The organism is Pseudomonas sp. UBA6276, assembly GCF_002438365.1.
Classification (GTDB): domain Bacteria; phylum Pseudomonadota; class Gammaproteobacteria; order Pseudomonadales; family Pseudomonadaceae; genus Aquipseudomonas; species Aquipseudomonas coleopterorum.
This window is the reverse complement of the sequence record NZ_DJUS01000105.1, coordinates 1-17,100: the sequence shown is the minus strand read 5'-3', so window position 1 is coordinate 17,100 and position 17,100 is coordinate 1. Positions and strand designations below refer to the sequence as shown.

The following is a 17,100-nucleotide window of genomic DNA, read 5'->3' as shown; positions in this document are numbered from 1 at the left end:
CTCCTCAGTCCGGAATGACGGCGATCACGTCGATTTCCATCAGCCACTGCGGCTGGCCCAGGGCCGAGACCACCAGGCCCGTGGAGATCGGAAAGACACCTTTGAGCCACCGGCCAACCACGTGATAGACCGGCTCGCGATAACGCGGATCGATGATGTAGGTGGTGGTCTTGACGATGTGCGACAAGTCACTGCCCGCCTCCTCCAGCAACTGCTTGACGTTTTTCATGGCCTGCTCGGCCTGCGCCGCAGGGTCGCCCAGGCCGACCAGGTTGCCGTCGAAATCGGTGCCCACCTGACCGCGCACGTACACGGTATTGCCGGCGCGCACCGCCTGGCACAAATCATTGTCCAGGCTCTGATTGGGGTAGGTGTCCTTGGTGTTGAACATGCGGATGCGGGTATGGGTGACCATGAACGGAGCTCCTTGGCGTACGCGTCGAGGTGACGCGACACAGTGATGATCAAGCGTTGGCGCGCAACGGCGCAGGTGTCCGGGCAGCGGTCCGGGACTCGTCATAGGCGCGGTACTTGCGCTGCGTGGCGATCTGATCGGCGACATGCTTGGCGTCGTGCCAGACGCCCCAGATAAAGGCCGACCCGCGCCGCGACAGCCAAGGCAGGCCGACGAAGTAGACGCCCTGCTCGCTGCTCACGCCGCGCTGATGGCGTGGCTTGCCGTTGGCGTGGAAGGCGTCGACCTGCAGCCAGCTGTAGTCCTGCGAATAGCCAGTGGCCCAGATGATCGTGGACACCCCCGCCTCGGTCAGGTCCAGCGCTTGCAGGGGTTGGGCAATGCACGCCGCGTCGGCCACGCGCTCGCGGGCAGTCGGCTCCAGGGGCAGGTCCAGGCCGTTGCGCTCTGCGTAGGCGTCGGCGGCATCGAGCAGCGCCAGGTAGTTCTCGTCGCCTCGGTCCAGATTGTCGTTCAGATCCTGGGCGAAGCTGACCTTGCCGTCGGCAAAGCGCTCTGTCAGACCCACCAGCACCATGCCCGCCTGAGCCAGTCGCCGAAAGTCCACGGTATGTCCGCCGCGGGCACCGCTGACGGCGATGGTGACGTGCTCCCGACCCGCCTGCACCGTTTCACTGTCCCACAGCCCGAGCACGCCCAGCCACCAGCAGAAGTCGCGCCCACGGTAGGCGCGCGGCGGCCGATCGTGGGGACCCACCGAGAGGTAGACCTTACGCCCGGCACGCAGCAGCTCCTCGGCGATCTGCACCCCGGAGGAACCGGCACCGACCACCAGCACCGCGCCTGCGGGCAATTGTTCAGGATTGAAATAGTGCGCCGAGTGAATCTGGTGGAGGGTCGAATCCGTGGGCGCGATGGCCGGGATCACCGGCTTCTGAAACGGCCCGGTGGCCGATACCAAGTGGTTGACGCAATAGGTGCCGTCGCTGGTTTCCACGGTGAAGCCGGCGCGGCCGACATTGCGCGTGACACGCCTGACTTCGACCCCGGTCTTGATCGGCGCGTCGAACTTGCGGGCATAGGCCTCGAAATAGTCGGCCACCTGCTCCTTGCCGGCAAAACCATCGGGGTCCATGTCGAATTCCAGACCCGGGAACCGATCGTGCCAGGCCGGACCGTTGGCCACCAGCGAGTCCCAGCGGCCCGAGCGCCAGGCCTCGGCGATACGATGCCGCTCTAGCACCAGGTGAGGGATACCCAGACGGCTCAGGTGCTCGCTCATGGCCACGCCGGCCTGGCCGGCGCCTACGACCAGGGTGTCTATTTCGGTGATCTGTTGGTTCATCTTGGCATCCTTCGACAGGCCGTCGGTGGCCAGTCGCTGTCTTCATGAAAATTCGAAAGCCGGGCGCACGGCGTCCTGCGGCACCCGCGAGGCTGTGTGCAAAGCTTCAATCATTCGGGCGCTCGGTTGCGCTCAGTCCACCAGCGAAGGGTCCGCCTGGATCATCAGGTGCTTCATTTCTTCGAAATGGCGCTGGGAAAAATCGGTGATCTTCTCCCAGTCCCGTGCGGTCTTTTCCGCCACGTCATCGGCGAGCAGCTTGAGCGGCTGGCCGGTCGACCAGGCCGTCACCAGAATCTGGCAGGCCCGCTCCAAGGTCCAGATGTCATCGAAGGCTTCGCCCACCGTGGCGGCAGTGACGATGACGCCGTGGTTGCCCATCAGCAGCCGGCGCTTGTCCTGCAGCAGGTTGGCCAGGCGAGCGCCCTCGGCGCTGGTATCGGCCATGCCGCCGTAGAGTTCGTCCACCGCCACACGGTTGAAATAACGCGCCGTGTTCTGGTCGACCGGCAGAATCCTGGGTTGCGCAAGGCAGGCCACGGCCGTGGTGTAGACCGGGTGCAGGTGCAGCACCACCCGGGCATCGGGCAGGCGCTGGTGAACCTGGCCGTGGATCGACCAGGCCGTGGCGTCCACGTCCGGGCGGTGCGCGGCGTCGGTGTCGTCGGCATCGAGCAGCAACAGATCACTGGCCCGCAGCCGCGAGAAATGCACCCACTTGGGGTTGAGCAGGAACTGCTTGCCATCGGCGCTGATGGCAGCGCTGAAATGGTTGGCGACCGCCTCGTGCATGCCCAGGTGGGCGATGATGCGGAACGTTGCGGCCAGGTCGATGCGCGTCTGTTCTTCGAAACTCAGGGCCATGCTCTGGGCACTCCATGGAAACGTACCCGCCAGGATCGACGGGTACTGTCGGCTGATGTCGAGGCGCGATATCAGGGCTTGGGCATCAAAGCCGCGATGTCATCGGCGGTCGGCGCCTGGAACTTGTACTTGTCCAGCAGCGCCGCGTATTCGGGGGTCTTGCTGTACTTCTCCAGGCCCTGGATCAGCGCGTTGCGGACCTCGTCATTGCCTTTCTTCACACCGAAGCCGTTGAGCACTGGGTAGATCAAGGTCTGCGAGGAAATCACCACGCGATCGCCCAGCTTGTCGACCACCCCGCGAGCGACCGCCGCGTCGGTGATCTGCGCTTCCACCGCGTGGGCGAGCATGGCCTGGGTGGTTTGCGGGTCGGTGCCGTACTCACTGATGGCGATCGGCTGCAGACCATTCTTCATACAATACTCGGCGGACAGCTTCTGCAACTGCTGCAACCAGGAAGTGGCGCCCATGGAGCCGATCTTGTGCCCGCAGAACTCTTCCGGCGTCTTGGGCTGATAGGCGCTGCCCTTGACCGCGAGGATCGACTCACCGCTTTTCAGATAAGGGACCATGTCGATCACCTTCATGCGGTCGGCGGTGATGTACATCGACGAGTTGGTGATATCGAACCGTCCGGCCTGAAGCCCGCTGATCAGGTTGGGAAAGCGGGTGTCGATGTTTTCCGCAGTCATGCCCATGACCTTGGCGAGACCGTCGAGGAACTCGATATCGAAGCCGGCAGGCTTGTTCTTCTCCATGTACTCGTAGGGGAAGAACGTCATGTCGGACCCTGCAACGATCTTGCCGGGCTGCTGGAACGCCGAAGCGCTCAACGAACTAGCAGCCAGGATGGCGCCGAACACGGCCATGGCGACGGGGCGGGCTTTCAGGCTTGGCAACTTCATGGGGTATTCCTCGCAGTCAATGGATTCAGGCTGTTGCCAGGTCGGTACCGGCTTGCTGGACGAAAAACGATGCACCCTTGGGTTTCTGGGGCAGACGCACATGGTTCTCGGTGCTGCGGATCAAGCCGCTTTCGCACCCGGCCACCAGGCGCCCGGCGTGCTCACTGGGCAGCGGGTTGTCGGCCAGTGGCAGAGCGTCCTCGGCGGCGTACACGCTGATGAACAGCGTCCGCGGATCTTCGGTGTGGTTGGGGCTCGAGGCATGCAGCAAGCGGGTGTGCATGAAGCACACCGAGCCGGGCGGGCCGAAGCAGGCCACCGGTGCCTGGCAGTGCTCCTCGACCACGGCATCGGCTACCGCGCCGGTGAAACGCTCGTCGTGCCAGTGCGACCACAGCGGGCCTTTGTGGCTACCGGGTATCACCTTGAGCGGACCGTTCTGGGCGGTCACTTCGCTGACCATCAACAGCGCCGTTACCAGGTCGTCGTTGCTGTGCGGGGTGAAGAGGAAATCCTGATGCCATTTCACCTGGGTCGCGGTGTGCGGCAGCTTGGAGTTGATCTTGCTGTGATGAAAACGAGTGCCGCTCCCGCCGATCAACTGTCCGGCGATTTCGGCCATGCGCGATTCGAAGGCCGTCTGGCGATACGCCGGCGAAATCTCGGTGGGCGACGCTACCCGGCGCAGGGAGGGATGGTCGGCACGGTGATCGCTTTCCACATCGAAACGTGCGCGACCATCCAGGGTTTCACCCCAGGCCTGAGCCTGGCTGCGGCTGTCCTGCACCCATTGATCGAAGTCATGCTGCAGCGCCGCCACTTCAGGCGCCGCCAGCACGTCTTCGACCACCAGAAAGCCATCCTGGTGAAACTGGTCTATCTGCCATTGCTCGATCATGTTCTCTCCTCGCACCGGTAGGGTTGGCTTCAGGCCAACGAGACATCTTTCAGGAACGCTTCCACTCGCGGGTTGTGACCGCCACGCAGCGCCTGCGGGCTGTCGTCGCAGACCACTCGCCCCTTCTCCATGAAGACGATGCGATCGGAAACCTTGAAGGCAAAATTCATTTCGTGGGTCACGATGATCATGGTGATGCCTTCGCTGGCCAGGGCCTCGATGACCTGCAGCACCTCGTTGACCTTCTCCGGATCGAGCGCCGAGGTGGGCTCATCGAACAGCATGATCTGCGGGCGCATCATCAATGCCCGGGCGATCGCCACGCGCTGCTGCTGGCCGCCGGACAACTGATGCGGGTATTTCCACGCGTGGTCGAGCATGCCGACCTTGTGCAGCAAGGCGTAGGCCTGCTGTTTGAGTTCGGCCAGGGGCGCCAGACGGTGATAACGCGGCGCCATCAGCAGGTTGTTCAGCACGGTCATGTGCGGGAACAGATTGAAGCTCTGGAACACCATGCCGATGTTCATGCGGTGCTCGGCGTGCTCCACATAACGTGGCGGTTGCGCACCCTGCCGGTTCAGATGAATGAACGGCTTGCCGTTGATCTTGATGTCGCCGTTGTCGATCTGCTCCAGGCCATTGAGCAGGCGAATCAGCGTGGTCTTGCCCGACCCCGAAGGACCGATCACCGACACCACTTCGCCCGGCTCGATCTGCAGGCTCACCGCGCCCAACACTTCGACGTCGTTATAGGCCTTGTGCAGCTTGGTCGCCTGCAACGCAGGACCGGTGGCGGCGCTGTCGGGTCGCGTCACCACGGCCCGGTGCTCGGTGGCCAGGCGCAGGACTTCGGCATCCGGCTGACGCGCGGCCTTGGTCTGGGTCACGTCCAGATAACGCTCCAGGCGTTTGAGCAGGAAATCGAACACGGTCACGATCAGCACATAGAAGAACGCCACCCCTGCCATGGTTTCCATGACCAGAAAGTTCTGCGAATACAGGCGCTGACCCACCATGAGGATCTCGGTCAACGAGATCACCGACACCAGCGAGCTGAGCTTGACGATGGAAATGAATTCGTTGGTGAGCGACGGCAGGGCCACCCGCAAGGCCTGGGGGATGACGATGCGCCACTGGGTGCCGGCAAAGCGCAGGCCCAATGCTCGTGCAGCCTCGCTTTGCCCCTTGGCGATGGACAGCAGCCCGCCGCGATGGATCTCCGCGACGTAGGCGGTTTCACTCAACACCAGCGCGATCAGTCCGGCCCAGAACGGATTGGCCAGCACAGCCGACGTAGACGGCATCGCCTGTGGCAGGTTGTAGACGAATATCAGCAGGACCAGCAGCGGCAGACTGCGAAACAGCCAGATGTAACCGCGCGCCGGCAAGTTGAGCAATGGACGAGAAGATTGCTTCGCCAGCGCCAGTACGAAGCCCAGCACAATACTGACGACCCAGGTCAATACACTGAGTTGAATCACGGTCCAGGCCGCCATCCAGAACTCGGTATCGCCGAGCAGACCAAACATGTATTTCCAATCAAACGTCATCGTCGGCTCGCTTGGCAAGGTCAAGGGTGATGGGTGACTTCCTGTCGACTATGAACTTCGAACGTTGCCCGTTCTGCCCGTCTTGAACCCATCATGATTGATGCCAGGTTCCGCCGAAATTAGTAAATTCGGGCCCCTTGCGTAGGAAAAACCTAAGCAGAAGTTCCTGAGGCGAACTTCGCACTCCCTGTGTCTACTTGGTTAGATGCAAAGCTTAAGAACAACTGCACGGTTTTAGCGCAGTCTGTTTCCGGTCTTATGGCAGACGAGACTTTTTGGTGCGAAATGGGTTTTGCGCCTTGATTCATTGGGTGCGCCGGAATGCCGCACTTCAGAAGCTCGTTTGCAGAGCGCCGCTATTGCTGGGCGTGAAGTGTGACCAGGGTTCCGACAGTCCTGGTAGTTCAGGGTAGCCCAGGCAGTGGCATGGTCTTCGCAGGCATAGGTAAAACCTATTCAGGCGGCGCAGGGCTGCACGGCGCTGCCGAGGAGCTGAACTTGATGCACTTCACCCTTCGGCAACTCAAATACTTCGTCGCGGCCGTCGAACAGGACAGCATTGCCGAGGCCTCCAGGCAGTTGCATATATCCCAGCCGTCCATCTCCGTCGCAATCAAGAATCTCGAAGAAGCCTTCAATCAACCCTTGTTCGTCCGCCATCATGCCCAAGGTGTTTCACTCACGGCCGGCGGCGGCAGGATTTATGAAAAAGCCAAGGAGTTATTGAGGCTGTCTCAGGAATTGGAACAGGATTCGCGCGCCGAGAATGGCAATGTTTCGGGCACCATTGCCATTGGCTGTTTCGAATCGGCCGCGCCGCTGTACATGCCCAAGTTGGTGGCCGGATTCAAAAGCCTTTATCCGGAAGTTGCCATTCAACTTTATGACGGCGAACAGCATGAACTGATGCACGGCCTGCACCGTGGTCGTTTCGACCTGGCCTTTCTCTACGACCTGGAACTGGGCAACACCATCCACAAACAGGCCCTCAACGCACCCCACAAGCCCTACGCCCTGCTACCGCTCGATCACCCTCTGGCGCAACGAACCTCGGTCACTTTGCAGGCCCTGAGCGAGGAGCCGATGATCCTGCTCGATGCCGTTCCCAGCCGCAGTTACTTCATGGATATCTTCACCGAGAAGGGCTATGCCCCGGTCGTCGCCTACAGCTCGCCCTCCATCGAGATGGTGCGCTGCATGGTAGGGCAAGGATTGGGATTTTCGGTGTTGGTCACGCGGCCGTGCAGCCAGATGACCTATGACGGCAAGCTGCTGGCGCATCTGGAAATCGAAGACGACATGCCGGCCTCAACGCTGGTGATGGCGCACCTGCGCAACAACCAGCCGAGTCGGGCGACTCGGCTGTTCATGGAGTATTGCCGGAGTGTGGAGCTGACGCCGCCGGGACCGGCGGCGCGTGTGAGCGAGGAGGAATCTGGAGCTTATTGCCCAGCCTGATTCTCACCAAGGATCAATTGACCCTGCTTGTTCACCGGGATCTGCGAGCCTGGGTCACGGTCCATGCGCACTTGGCCGACCTTGCCGTCGAGCTGGTACTTCACGTTGTAGCCCACGACCTTGTCACTGATGTCGTTGACCGTATTGCAGCGGGTCTGAGTCGTGGTGTAGGTGTCACGACCCTGCATGCCCTCCTGGACCTTGTTGCCGGCGTAGCCACCGCCGACGGCACCGGCCACGGTGGCGATCTTCTTGCCGTTGCCACCACCGACCTGATTGCCGAGCAAGCCGCCCGCCACTGCACCCAATACACTGCCCACGATCTGATGCTGATCCTGCACCGGCTTCTGCCGAGTCACAGTGACATCCTTGCACACTTCGCGCGGCGTCTTGATCTGCTGTTTGATCGGCTCTGCGGCCAAGACGTCGGCGTACTCGGGGCCTTTGTTCACGAGGCTGTAGGTTGCAACGGCGCCTCCGGCGGTAACACCGACAGCACCCAGCACTGCACCAATCAGCAACGACTTATTCACTTTGAACCTCCTGACTACGGTCATGGCGCCAGGCCACGTTTCCCAGCCTTGGAGCATGAAAAAAGGCGCGAGTTCAATACTCGCGCCTTTCAGGCCTTGCCGCAGTTGACGTCGAACGTCTTATGGACGGTCGTCGACCTGGTCCTTGGCCACGGGAGGAATCAGATCCTCGCTGCTCAGGTTCAGCCAGATCAGAACCACGTTGGCGATGTAGATCGACGAGTAGGTACCGGCCATGACGCCGATGAACAGTGCCAGCGAGAAGCCCCACAGGTTGTCGCCACCGAAGAACATCAGGGCGGCGATGGCCAGCAGGGTCGACACCGAGGTCGCCACGGTACGCAGCAGCGTCTGGGTCGTGGAAACGTTGATGTTCTCGATCAGGGACGCCTTGCGCATCACCCGGAAGTTCTCGCGAACCCGGTCGAATACCACGATGGTGTCGTTCAGCGAGTAGCCGATGATAGCCAGTACCGCCGCAAGCACCGTCAGGTCGAAGGTGATCTGGAAGAACGACAACAGGCCCACGGTGACGATCACGTCGTGAATCAGCGACAGGATGGCGCCGACCGCGAATTTCCACTGGAAACGGAACGCCAGGTAGACGAGTACGCCGCCAAGCGCCAGCAGCATGCCGAGGCCGCCCTGGTCGCGCAGTTCTTCGCCCACCTGCGGGCCGACGAACTCGACGCGCTTGACCGTGGCCGGGTTGTCGCCACCGACCGTCTGCAGCGCCGCCGCGACCTGGTTGCCCAGTTGCGGGTCTTCACCCGGCATGCGCACCAGCAGGTCGGTGGTCGCACCGAAGTTCTGCACCACGGCGTCGTGATAACCGGCTTTCACCAGCTCGTCACGGACCAGGCCCAGGTCGGCTGGCTTCTCGTAGGTCAGCTCGATGAGCGTACCGCCGGTGAAGTCCAGCCCGTAGTTCATGCCCTTGTGGAACATGCTGAACAGCGCCAGCACGGTAAGGAGCACGGTGATGGCGAACGCAATATTGCGCACGCCCATGAAGTTGATGGTACGTAACATGGCAGCCCCTTAAATCCACAACTTCTTGAAGTCCCGACCGCCGTAGATCAGGTTGACCATTGCGCGGGTCACCATGATGGCCGTGAACATCGAGGTAAAGATCCCGAGGGACATGGTAACGGCGAAGCCCTTCACCGGGCCGGTGCCCATGGCGAAGAGAATCCCGCCGACCAGCAGCGTCGTCAGGTTGGCGTCGATGATCGCGGTGTAGGCGCGGTCGAAACCTTCGTGAATGGCGCGCTGGATGCTCATGCCATTGGCGATCTCTTCACGTATGCGCGAGAAGATCAGCACGTTGGCGTCCACCGCCATACCCATTGTCAATACGATACCGGCGATACCCGGCAACGTCAGGGTCGCGCCCAGCAACGACATCAGCGCCAGCAGCATGACCATGTTCAAGGCCAGTGCCACGGTGGCGATCACACCGAAGAAGCGGTAGATGGCGATGATGAACAGCGAGACGAACAGCATGCCCCACAGCGACGCATCGATACCCTTGGTGATGTTGTCGGCACCCAGGCTCGGACCGATGGTACGTTCTTCGGCGAAGTACATCGGCGCGGCCAGACCACCGGCGCGCAGCAGCAGGGCCAGTTCGGAGGATTCACCCTGGCCGTTGAGGCCGGTGATGCGGAACTGGCTGCCCAGCGGCGACTGGATGGTCGCCAGGCTGATGATCTTCTTCTCTTCGGTGAAGGTCTGTACCGCGACGTCCTTCTCCACGCCATTGACCGTCTGCTTGACGTAGCGGGTGGTCGGGCGCTGTTCGATGAAGATCACCGCCATGCTGCGGCCGACGTTGCTGCGCGTGGCGCGGCTCATCAGGTCGCCGCCGTGGCCATCGAGCTTGATGTTCACCTGTGGCTGGCCATGTTCGTCGAAGCTGGCCTGGGCGTCGGTGACCTGGTCACCGGTGATGATCAGGCCACGCTCGACCGCCGCCGGGGCACGGTTGCCCTCGCGGAATTCGAAGGTTTCGGTGGTGGCCTTGGAATCGTCCGGGCCTGCGCCGAGGCGGAATTCCAGGTTGGCGGTCTTGCCCAGGATACGCTTGGCTTCGGCAGTGTCCTGTACGCCCGGCAGCTCGACCACGATGCGGTTGGCACCCTGACGCTGTACCAGCGGCTCGGCCACACCCAGTTCGTTGACCCGGTTACGCACCGTGGTCAAGTTCTGCTTGATCGAGTATTCGCGAATTTCCGCAACCTTGGCCTGAGTCATGGACAGGCGCAGCACCGACAACTCGTTGCGCTCGCTGGCGGTCAGGTCGAAATCGGTGAAATTCTTGCGGATCAGGGCCTGGGCCTGGTCACGGGTCGCGGTATCGTTGAAGCCCAGCTGGATGGCACCATCCTGCTGCGGCAGGCTGCGATAGCGCACACGTTCCTTGCGCAGCAGCGTCTTGACTTCGCCCTCGTAGACTTTCATGCGGGCGTCGAGCGCCTTGTCCATGTCCACTTCGAGCAGGAAGTGCACACCACCGGACAGGTCGAGGCCCAGCTTCATCGGGCTGGCACCCAGGCTGCGCAACCACGGCGGCGTGGTCGGGGCCAGGTTCAGGGCCACCACGTAGTCGTCGCCCAGCGCCTTGCGCACGACATCCTTGGCCGGCAGCTGGTCTTCGGCCTTGGTCAGGCGCAGCAGACCGCCCTTGCCGTTTTCGGCCAGGCTTGCGGATTTGACCTGGATGCCGGCGGCGTTGAGCGCCGTGCCGACGCGATCCAGATCGGCCTGATTGACCTGCAGCGCAGTGCTCGCGCCGCTGACCTGGATGGCCGCGTCATCAGGATAGAGATTAGGTGCGGAATAGATAAAACCGATCGCCAGCACCGCCAGGATCAGTACATATTTCCACAGAGGATATTTGTTCAGCATCACGCCGCCCGTTCAAGACGCGGGGCGCCTTGCGCGCCCCGACATGGGTAAAAGTCTGCAGCTTAGATCGCTTTGAGCGTGCCTTTGGGCAGGGTCGCGGCGATGGCGCCCTTCTGGATTTTCAGCTCGACGGTGTCGGACACTTCGATGACCACGAAGTCGTCGGTGACCTTGTTGATCTTGCCGGCAATGCCGCCGTTGGTAACGACTTCGTCACCTTTCTGCAGGTTGCCCAGCAGGTTTTTCTGTTCCTTGGCACGCTTGGCCTGCGGGCGCCAGATCATCATGTAGAAGATGACCAGGAAACCGACCAGGAAAATCCACTCGAAGCCAGTGCCGGCAGGGCCAGCAGCCGGTGCAGCGGCGTCCGCGAAAGCGGCGGGGATCAAAAAGCTCATTCAACGCTCCAGTTACTTAGAAGTTATTGACTTGAAAGTCTTTATAAAACGGTCAGTCCAAGGGCGGCACAGGCAGCCCGCGCTTGGCATAGAAGGCATCGACAAAGGCGGCCAATGTACCCTGTTGAATAGCCTCGCGCAAACCAGCCATCAGGCGCTGGTAATGACGCAAATTGTGGATGGTATTCAACATGCTACCCAGCATTTCCCCGCACTTGTCCAGGTGGTGCAGATAAGCGCGCGAGAAGTTGCGGCAGGTGTAGCAATCGCAGGTAGGGTCCAGCGGCGAATCATCGTGGCGATGGAACGCATTGCGGATCTTCAGCACGCCGGTATCGATGAACAGATGCCCGTTGCGCGCGTTGCGCGTCGGCATCACGCAGTCGAACATGTCGACGCCGCGGCGCACACCCTCGACCAAGTCCTCGGGTTTGCCTACCCCCATAAGGTAACGAGGTTTGTCAGCGGGCATCTGGCCCGGCAGGTAGTCGAGCACCTTGATCATTTCGTGCTTGGGCTCGCCCACCGACAGGCCGCCGATGGCCAGGCCATCGAAGCCGATCTTGTCCAGGCCTTCGAGCGAACGCATGCGCAGGTTCTCGTGCATGCCGCCCTGAACGATGCCGAACAGCGCCGCCGTACTGTCAGCGTGGGCATCCTTGGAACGTTGCGCCCAGCGCAGCGACAGCTCCATGGACGTGCGCGCGGTCTGCTCGTCGGCGGGATAAGGCGTGCATTCGTCGAAAATCATCACGACGTCCGAGCCCAGGTCACGCTGCACCTGCATCGATTCCTCGGGGCCCATGAAGACCTTGGAGCCGTCCACCGGGGAGGCGAAGTACACGCCCTCCTCCTTGATCTTGCGCATGGCGCCAAGGCTGAATACCTGGAAGCCACCGGAGTCGGTCAGAATCGGCCCTTTCCACTGCATGAAATCGTGCAGGTCGCCGTGCGCCTTGATCACTTCGGTGCCCGGACGCAGCCACAGGTGAAAGGTGTTGCCCAGGATCATCTGTGCGCCAATCGCCTCGATGTCGCGCGGCAACATGCCCTTGACCGTGCCATAGGTGCCCACCGGCATGAACGCCGGGGTTTCCACCACGCCACGGGGAAAGGTCAGGCGACCACGACGGGCCTTGCCATCGGTGGCCAGCAACTCGAACGACATACGACAGGTGCGACTCATGCTTGATCCCCTGGCGCGGCTTCGCTGGGACCGCGAGGCGCCGGATTGCGGGTGATGAACATGGCATCACCGTAACTGAAGAAGCGGTACTCGTTGGCCACCGCCGCCGCATAGGCCGCCATGGCTTCGGGATAACCCGCGAACGCCGAGACCAGCATCAACAGCGTGGACTCGGGCAAATGAAAGTTGGTCACCAGGGCATCGACCACATGAAACGGCCGCCCTGGAAAGATGAAGATGTCGGTGTCGCCGCTGAACGGTTTCAATACGCCATCGCGGGCGGCGCTTTCCAGCGAACGCACGCTGGTGGTACCTACCGCTACCACGCGGCCACCGCGGGCCTTGCACGCCTGCACCGCATCGACCACGTCCTGACTGACCTCCAGCCACTCTTTATGCATGTGGTGATCTTCGAGCTTCTCGACCCGCACCGGCTGGAAGGTACCTGCGCCCACATGCAACGTCACGAAGGCAGTTTCAACGCCCATCGCTTCGATCTGGGCCAGCAGCGCCTTGTCGAAGTGCAGACCCGCCGTCGGCGCCGCCACTGCACCGGCCTTCTCGGCGTACACGGTCTGGTAGCGCTCGCGGTCGGCGGTGTCGTCGGGCCGGTCGATGTAGGGCGGCAACGGCATGTGGCCAACCTTGTCGAGCAGCGGCAGCACCTCTTCGCTGAAGCGCAACTCGAACAGCGCATCGTGCCGCGCGACCATCTCGGCCTCGCCGCCGCCGTCGATCAGGATCATCGAGCCGGGCTTGGGCGACTTGCTGGAACGCACATGGGCCAGCACGCGATGGCTGTCCAGCACGCGTTCCACCAGAATTTCCAGCTTGCCCCCCGACGCCTTCTGGCCAAACACCCGCGCCGGAATCACCCGGGTGTTGTTGAACACCATCAGGTCGCCCGGCCGAAGAAAGCCCGGCAGATCGGTGAATTGACGATGATCCAGCGCACCGGACGGCCCATCGAGGACCAACAGGCGGCTGCCATGGCGCTCGGCCAGCGGGTGGCGAGCGATCAGGGAATCAGGAAGCTCGAAAGAGAAATCGGCGACGCGCATGATAGGGTTCGGCTGTATAGGGCTGAAAATTCTAGCAAAAATCTTCAAAATTGACCATGAAAGCTGATTGACCAGTGGTCGAGTCGTCTCTATACTTCGCCGCCTGTAAGCCCTGATGGCGGAATTGGTAGACGCGGCGGATTCAAAATCCGTTTTCGAAAGGAGTGGGAGTTCGAGTCTCCCTCGGGGCACCAAATCAGAAAAAAGACCTTCACGAAGGTCTTTTTTTTCGCCTGCGATTCGGCATCCTTCCTGCTCAGGAGCGGCCGCTGGCCATGAGCAACCCAGCGCTGCCGACGCCGTATCCGTTCACCGTCACCTATTCAGCGGTACCCAGGCATTCGATATATGGCTCAAGGGGCACCGTGTCGCTCGCAGCCTTGGCGACCTCTGCAGCAAAATCGACTGTTGCCCCCACCTTCTCTTGAACTGTACCTCCCGCCGCTCACCTGATGCGCCTACCCTTGGAGTCAACTCAAAGGAGCAGTCGTCATGCCGGATGCAGCCAACCTCTACCTGTTCGTCATTGCCGCGGCATTGCTGCTGATCGTCCCCGGACCGAACATGGCGTTCGTCACCAGCCACGCCCTTGCCCACGGCTGGCGAACCGGGGTGGCGGCAGCGCTGGGCATTTCGCTGGCGGACTTGATCATGACGCTGCTGGTCAGCGCAGGCATGGGTGCTGTCGTCATGAGTTGGGCTCCTGCTTTCGACTTGTTGCGGTTGGCAGGTGCGTGCTATCTGTTGTGGATGGCTTGGCAAGCGTTGACGGCGCCAACGGCTCAAAGCGCTGCCCCACGTCCCCTGGGCTCGACCCGCAAGGTATTCATTCGCGCCACGCTCAATAGCTTGTTGAACCCCAAGGCCCTGCTGTTCTTCATGGTGTTCCTGCCGCAATTCGTCACGGTCGGCAACGCAAGCGTAGTCGTCCAGCTCTCTATGCTGGGCATGCTGCTCGCCTTGATTGCCCTGGTTTTTCACTGCGTGCTCGCGCTTTGTGCCGCAACGCTGCGCAAACGGTTGAACGGTGGTCCGGCGTTGAGAAAGTGGGGCAGCTATGGCTTCGCGGGCATGATGACGGCACTGGCCGCACGACTGTTATTTCTTGAGCGCCCCCTATGATCTTCCCTCAACCTCTCAGCAAAACAGGTATCAGGTTCAACCTACTGGCACTATAAAAGCCCCTACCTGATCCACCCTCGCGAACACGGAGTTCCGCCCTTCACATGAGCAATGCCTACCGTACATTCTTCGCAACCCCAGGCGTCGTGGCGCTGATCGTGGCCGGCTCGATGGCCAGGCTTCCGCAAGCCATGGTCGGGCTGGGCCTGATTGCCATGCTTGCACAGGAAACGGGCCGCTACTGGGTCGCAGGGGCGGTAGCGGGCACTTATACCCTCACCAGCGCCATACTCGGGCCGATGATCTCGAAGCTGGTGGATCAGCGCGGCCAGCGCAAGGTGCTGGCGCCTATCGCGGCGTTCAGTATTGGCATGCTGCTAGCCCTGAGCGGTGCCGTGTACTGGCATGCGCCGCTGCCGGTGCTGTTCGTGCTGGCAGCCATGGCAGGTGTGCTTCCCAGTTTCGGGGCGATGATCCGCGCGCGCTGGGCCTATCTGTTTCGCGGAAAGCCGCAGCTGCACGCCGCGTACTCTCTGGATACGGTGCTGGTGGAATTCACCTTCATCGTCGGCCCGCCGCTGTCCATCGCCTTGAGCAGCGGTCTGTTTCCTCAAGCCGGACCTTTGGTGGCCGCCGTGCTTTTGGCCGTCGGCGTTGTCGCCTTTCTGCGCCAGCACGAAACCGAGCCACCGCCGATACCAGCCGTCAAAGGCCACTCCAGCTCTCCCCTGCGCATTCCGGCCTTGCGGATCATCGTCGTGGCGATGCTGGCGCTGGGCGTGCTCGGCGGGTCGGTCGACGTCGCGGTGGTCGCTTTTGCCAAGGAGGCCGGCTGGGCGGCCGCAGCCAGCTTTGTCCTGGCAGGCTTCGCGGCCGGATCGATGGTCGCCGGGATCACCTTCGGAGCGGTCAGAAGTGGGCTACCGTTCGAAACCCAATTGCTGATCGGCGCGGTATTCACCGCCGTGGCGACGACGCTGCCGATCTTTGCGCCCAATGTGTACTGGCTCACCGGCTTGCTGTTCATCACCGGCATGTCGTTCGCGCCGACGCTGATCGTGGTGATGAACATCGGCACGAAAATCCTGCCGCCCGGAAAGATCACCGAAGGGCTGACCTGGTTGAGTACAGGCGTCAGTGTCGGCATTGCAATGGGCGGCGCGACTGCCGGCCTGGTCATCGACCACTTCGGCACCCGTGCCGGATTCGGCGTCGCCATCGGCGCCGGCTTGCTGATGCTCACCGCCGTGCTGACAGGTCTGCGCACGCTGCAGGCAAGTTCGGCGAGCGAGACGATCGTTCCTGGCTGACACGCCCCTGTCACATCCCCACGCTTACATAGCCCTTTCTCTTTCACAGGGCTATGTCATGAGCATGTTCGACCTCAAGCGCCGTCGTCTCGTCCAGGCCGTGGGTGCGGGTTTTCTGCTGCCGGGGCTGGCGCCGTCAGTGATCGCTTCGGTCAAGGACCGGCCACAACTCACCGACGGCGTACAGTCGGGCGACCTGTTGGGCGACAAGGCGATGGTCTGGAGCCGGTGCGACCGCCCGGCGCGAATGGTGGTGGAGTGGGATACGCGCAGCATGTTCACCAACCCGCGCCGACTGGTCTCGCCATTGGCGGACGCCAGCACCGACTTTACCGCACGGGTCGAGCTCAATGGCTTGCCGGTGGATCAGGCGATCTTCTATCGGGTGCAGTTCGAGGACGCGCAGACCGGCGTCAGCAGCGAGCCGTGGTTCGGTCATCTGCGCAGCGAGCCTTCGCAGCGTCGTGATATCCGTTTCGTGTGGAGCGGCGACACCGTGGGCCAGGGCTTTGGCATCAATCCGGATATTGGCGGCATGCGTATCTACGAAGCCATGCGCCTGCGCTTGCCGGATTTCTTCATCCACAGCGGCGACACCATTTACGCCGACGGGCCGGTGCCGGCCACGGTGACCACGGAAAACGGCCGCGTGTGGCGCAACATCACCACCGAAGCCAAGAGCAAGGTGGCCGAGACTCTGGATGAGTACCGCGGCAACTACCGCTACAACCTGATGGATGAAAACGTGCGCCGGTTCAACGCCGAGGTGCCGCAGATCTGGCAATGGGACGACCACGAGGTGACCAACAACTGGTCGCCCAGCAAGCAGCTCGACGAGCGTTACCAGAACCGCGACATTCGCCATCTGGTGGGCAACGCCCGCCAGGCATGGCTCGAATACGCCCCCATGCGCCTGCAGCGGGCCGACAACGGTGGGCGTATTTACCGCAAGCTCAGCTACGGGCCGATGCTGGACATTTTCGTGTTGGACATGCGCAGCTACCGCAGCGGCAATGATGACAATCTGGCGCCCACACCCGAAGCCCGCACGGCGTTTCTCGGGCAGGCGCAACTGGACTGGCTCAAGTCCGGGCTCAAGGGATCGCAGGCGCAGTGGAAAGTCATCGCCGCCGACATGCCCATCG

At 61.9% G+C, this 17,100-nt stretch carries 16 protein-coding genes and 1 tRNA gene; 5 read left to right on the top strand and 12 right to left on the bottom strand.

Translation table 11 applies throughout. From position 1 onward, the window contains the following. Positions 1–4 precede the first annotated feature (4 nt). The 6 genes from B2V21_RS12005 to B2V21_RS11980 all read right to left on the bottom strand — a co-directional run bounded on the left by B2V21_RS12005 (position 5) and on the right by B2V21_RS11980 (position 5,977). Positions 5–415: a RidA family protein gene (locus B2V21_RS12005; RefSeq protein WP_049861888.1), complete on the bottom strand. Its 411-nt coding sequence runs from the start codon at positions 413–415 to the stop codon at positions 5–7. A gap of 49 nt (positions 416–464) precedes the next feature. Continuing rightward, entirely contained in the window at positions 465–1,760 is a 1,296-nt protein-coding gene (locus tag B2V21_RS12000) for a flavin-containing monooxygenase (RefSeq protein WP_090356412.1), read from the bottom strand. 132 nt (positions 1,761–1,892) lie between these two features. Further along, positions 1,893–2,624, bottom strand: coding sequence for a class II aldolase and adducin N-terminal domain-containing protein (locus B2V21_RS11995; protein ID WP_286916955.1), 732 nt, complete (start codon positions 2,622–2,624; stop codon positions 1,893–1,895). 71 nt (positions 2,625–2,695) lie between these two features. Beyond that, positions 2,696–3,529: a transporter substrate-binding domain-containing protein gene (locus B2V21_RS11990; RefSeq protein ID WP_286916954.1), complete on the bottom strand. Its 834-nt coding sequence runs from the start codon at positions 3,527–3,529 to the stop codon at positions 2,696–2,698. A gap of 25 nt (positions 3,530–3,554) precedes the next feature. Further along, positions 3,555–4,427 (bottom strand): phytanoyl-CoA dioxygenase family protein, encoded by an 873-nt coding sequence (locus tag B2V21_RS11985; RefSeq protein ID WP_122741424.1) that lies wholly within the window; start codon positions 4,425–4,427, stop codon positions 3,555–3,557. Positions 4,428–4,456: 29 nt separating this feature from the next. After that, entirely contained in the window at positions 4,457–5,977 is a 1,521-nt protein-coding gene (locus tag B2V21_RS11980) for an amino acid ABC transporter permease/ATP-binding protein (protein ID WP_286916953.1), read from the bottom strand. 498 nt (positions 5,978–6,475) lie between these two features. On the opposite strand from B2V21_RS11980, the gene B2V21_RS11975 reads away from it, so the two are divergent. Further along, entirely contained in the window at positions 6,476–7,435 is a 960-nt protein-coding gene (locus tag B2V21_RS11975; RefSeq protein WP_286916960.1) for a LysR family transcriptional regulator, read from the top strand. Here B2V21_RS11975 and B2V21_RS11970 read toward each other — a convergent pair. From B2V21_RS11970 to queA, 6 genes are all read right to left on the bottom strand, one after another. After that, positions 7,420–7,968 (bottom strand): glycine zipper 2TM domain-containing protein, encoded by a 549-nt coding sequence (locus B2V21_RS11970; protein WP_049861881.1) that lies wholly within the window; start codon positions 7,966–7,968, stop codon positions 7,420–7,422. The genes B2V21_RS11975 and B2V21_RS11970 overlap by 16 nt on opposite strands. 120 nt (positions 7,969–8,088) lie before the next feature. Then, entirely contained in the window at positions 8,089–9,000 is a 912-nt protein-coding gene (gene secF / locus B2V21_RS11965) for a protein translocase subunit SecF (protein ID WP_043186504.1), read from the bottom strand. A gap of 9 nt (positions 9,001–9,009) precedes the next feature. Further along, the gene (gene secD / locus B2V21_RS11960; protein WP_049861880.1) at positions 9,010–10,878 is read right to left on the bottom strand and encodes a protein translocase subunit SecD; all 1,869 of its coding nucleotides are present in this window, start codon (positions 10,876–10,878) and stop codon (positions 9,010–9,012) included. 62 nt (positions 10,879–10,940) lie between these two features. Then, positions 10,941–11,276 carry a preprotein translocase subunit YajC gene (gene yajC / locus B2V21_RS11955; protein ID WP_043186500.1) on the bottom strand — a complete coding sequence of 112 codons (336 nt, stop codon included), beginning with the start codon at positions 11,274–11,276 and terminating at the stop codon, positions 10,941–10,943. 52 nt (positions 11,277–11,328) lie between these two features. Continuing rightward, the gene (gene tgt, locus B2V21_RS11950) at positions 11,329–12,444 is read right to left on the bottom strand and encodes a tRNA guanosine(34) transglycosylase Tgt (protein WP_161804304.1); all 1,116 of its coding nucleotides are present in this window, start codon (positions 12,442–12,444) and stop codon (positions 11,329–11,331) included. Positions 12,445–12,458: 14 nt separating this feature from the next. Next, positions 12,459–13,523 (bottom strand): tRNA preQ1(34) S-adenosylmethionine ribosyltransferase-isomerase QueA, encoded by a 1,065-nt coding sequence (gene queA / locus B2V21_RS11945; RefSeq protein WP_286916952.1) that lies wholly within the window; start codon positions 13,521–13,523, stop codon positions 12,459–12,461. A gap of 109 nt (positions 13,524–13,632) precedes the next feature. On the opposite strand from queA, the gene B2V21_RS11940 reads away from it, so the two are divergent. From B2V21_RS11940 to B2V21_RS11925, 4 genes are all read left to right on the top strand, one after another. Beyond that, positions 13,633–13,717: transfer RNA gene (locus B2V21_RS11940), tRNA-Leu, on the top strand. 298 nt (positions 13,718–14,015) lie between these two features. Further along, a complete protein-coding gene (locus B2V21_RS11935) occupies positions 14,016–14,645 on the top strand; it encodes a LysE family translocator (RefSeq protein WP_286916951.1) in 630 nt (209 codons plus the stop codon). Positions 14,646–14,749: 104 nt separating this feature from the next. After that, positions 14,750–15,955 carry an MFS transporter gene (locus B2V21_RS11930; protein ID WP_286916950.1) on the top strand — a complete coding sequence of 402 codons (1,206 nt, stop codon included), beginning with the start codon at positions 14,750–14,752 and terminating at the stop codon, positions 15,953–15,955. A gap of 58 nt (positions 15,956–16,013) precedes the next feature. After that, positions 16,014–17,100 (top strand): alkaline phosphatase D family protein (locus tag B2V21_RS11925; protein WP_286916949.1); only part of this gene is annotated, 1,087 nt, incomplete at its 3' end.

What these genes read in the sequence shown, in the direction of transcription:
- B2V21_RS12005 (WP_049861888.1), bottom strand. Translation starts at nt 415, where the DNA reads ATGGTCACCCATACCCGCATCCGCATGTTCAACACCAAGGACACCTAC.
- B2V21_RS12000 (WP_090356412.1), bottom strand. Translation starts at nt 1,760, where the DNA reads ATGAACCAACAGATCACCGAAATAGACACCCTGGTCGTAGGCGCCGGC.
- B2V21_RS11995 (WP_286916955.1), bottom strand. Translation starts at nt 2,624, where the DNA reads ATGGCCCTGAGTTTCGAAGAACAGACGCGCATCGACCTGGCCGCAACG.
- B2V21_RS11990 (WP_286916954.1), bottom strand. Translation starts at nt 3,529, where the DNA reads ATGAAGTTGCCAAGCCTGAAAGCCCGCCCCGTCGCCATGGCCGTGTTC.
- B2V21_RS11985 (WP_122741424.1), bottom strand. Translation starts at nt 4,427, where the DNA reads ATGATCGAGCAATGGCAGATAGACCAGTTTCACCAGGATGGCTTTCTG.
- B2V21_RS11980 (WP_286916953.1), bottom strand. Translation starts at nt 5,977, where the DNA reads ATGACGTTTGATTGGAAATACATGTTTGGTCTGCTCGGCGATACCGAG.
- secF (WP_043186504.1), bottom strand. Translation starts at nt 9,000, where the DNA reads ATGTTACGTACCATCAACTTCATGGGCGTGCGCAATATTGCGTTCGCC.
- secD (WP_049861880.1), bottom strand. Translation starts at nt 10,878, where the DNA reads ATGCTGAACAAATATCCTCTGTGGAAATATGTACTGATCCTGGCGGTG.
- yajC (WP_043186500.1), bottom strand. Translation starts at nt 11,276, where the DNA reads ATGAGCTTTTTGATCCCCGCCGCTTTCGCGGACGCCGCTGCACCGGCT.
- tgt (WP_161804304.1), bottom strand. Translation starts at nt 12,444, where the DNA reads ATGTCGTTCGAGTTGCTGGCCACCGATGGCAAGGCCCGTCGTGGTCGC.
- queA (WP_286916952.1), bottom strand. Translation starts at nt 13,523, where the DNA reads ATGCGCGTCGCCGATTTCTCTTTCGAGCTTCCTGATTCCCTGATCGCT.
- B2V21_RS11935 (WP_286916951.1), top strand. Translation starts at nt 14,016, where the DNA reads ATGCCGGATGCAGCCAACCTCTACCTGTTCGTCATTGCCGCGGCATTG.
- B2V21_RS11930 (WP_286916950.1), top strand. Translation starts at nt 14,750, where the DNA reads ATGAGCAATGCCTACCGTACATTCTTCGCAACCCCAGGCGTCGTGGCG.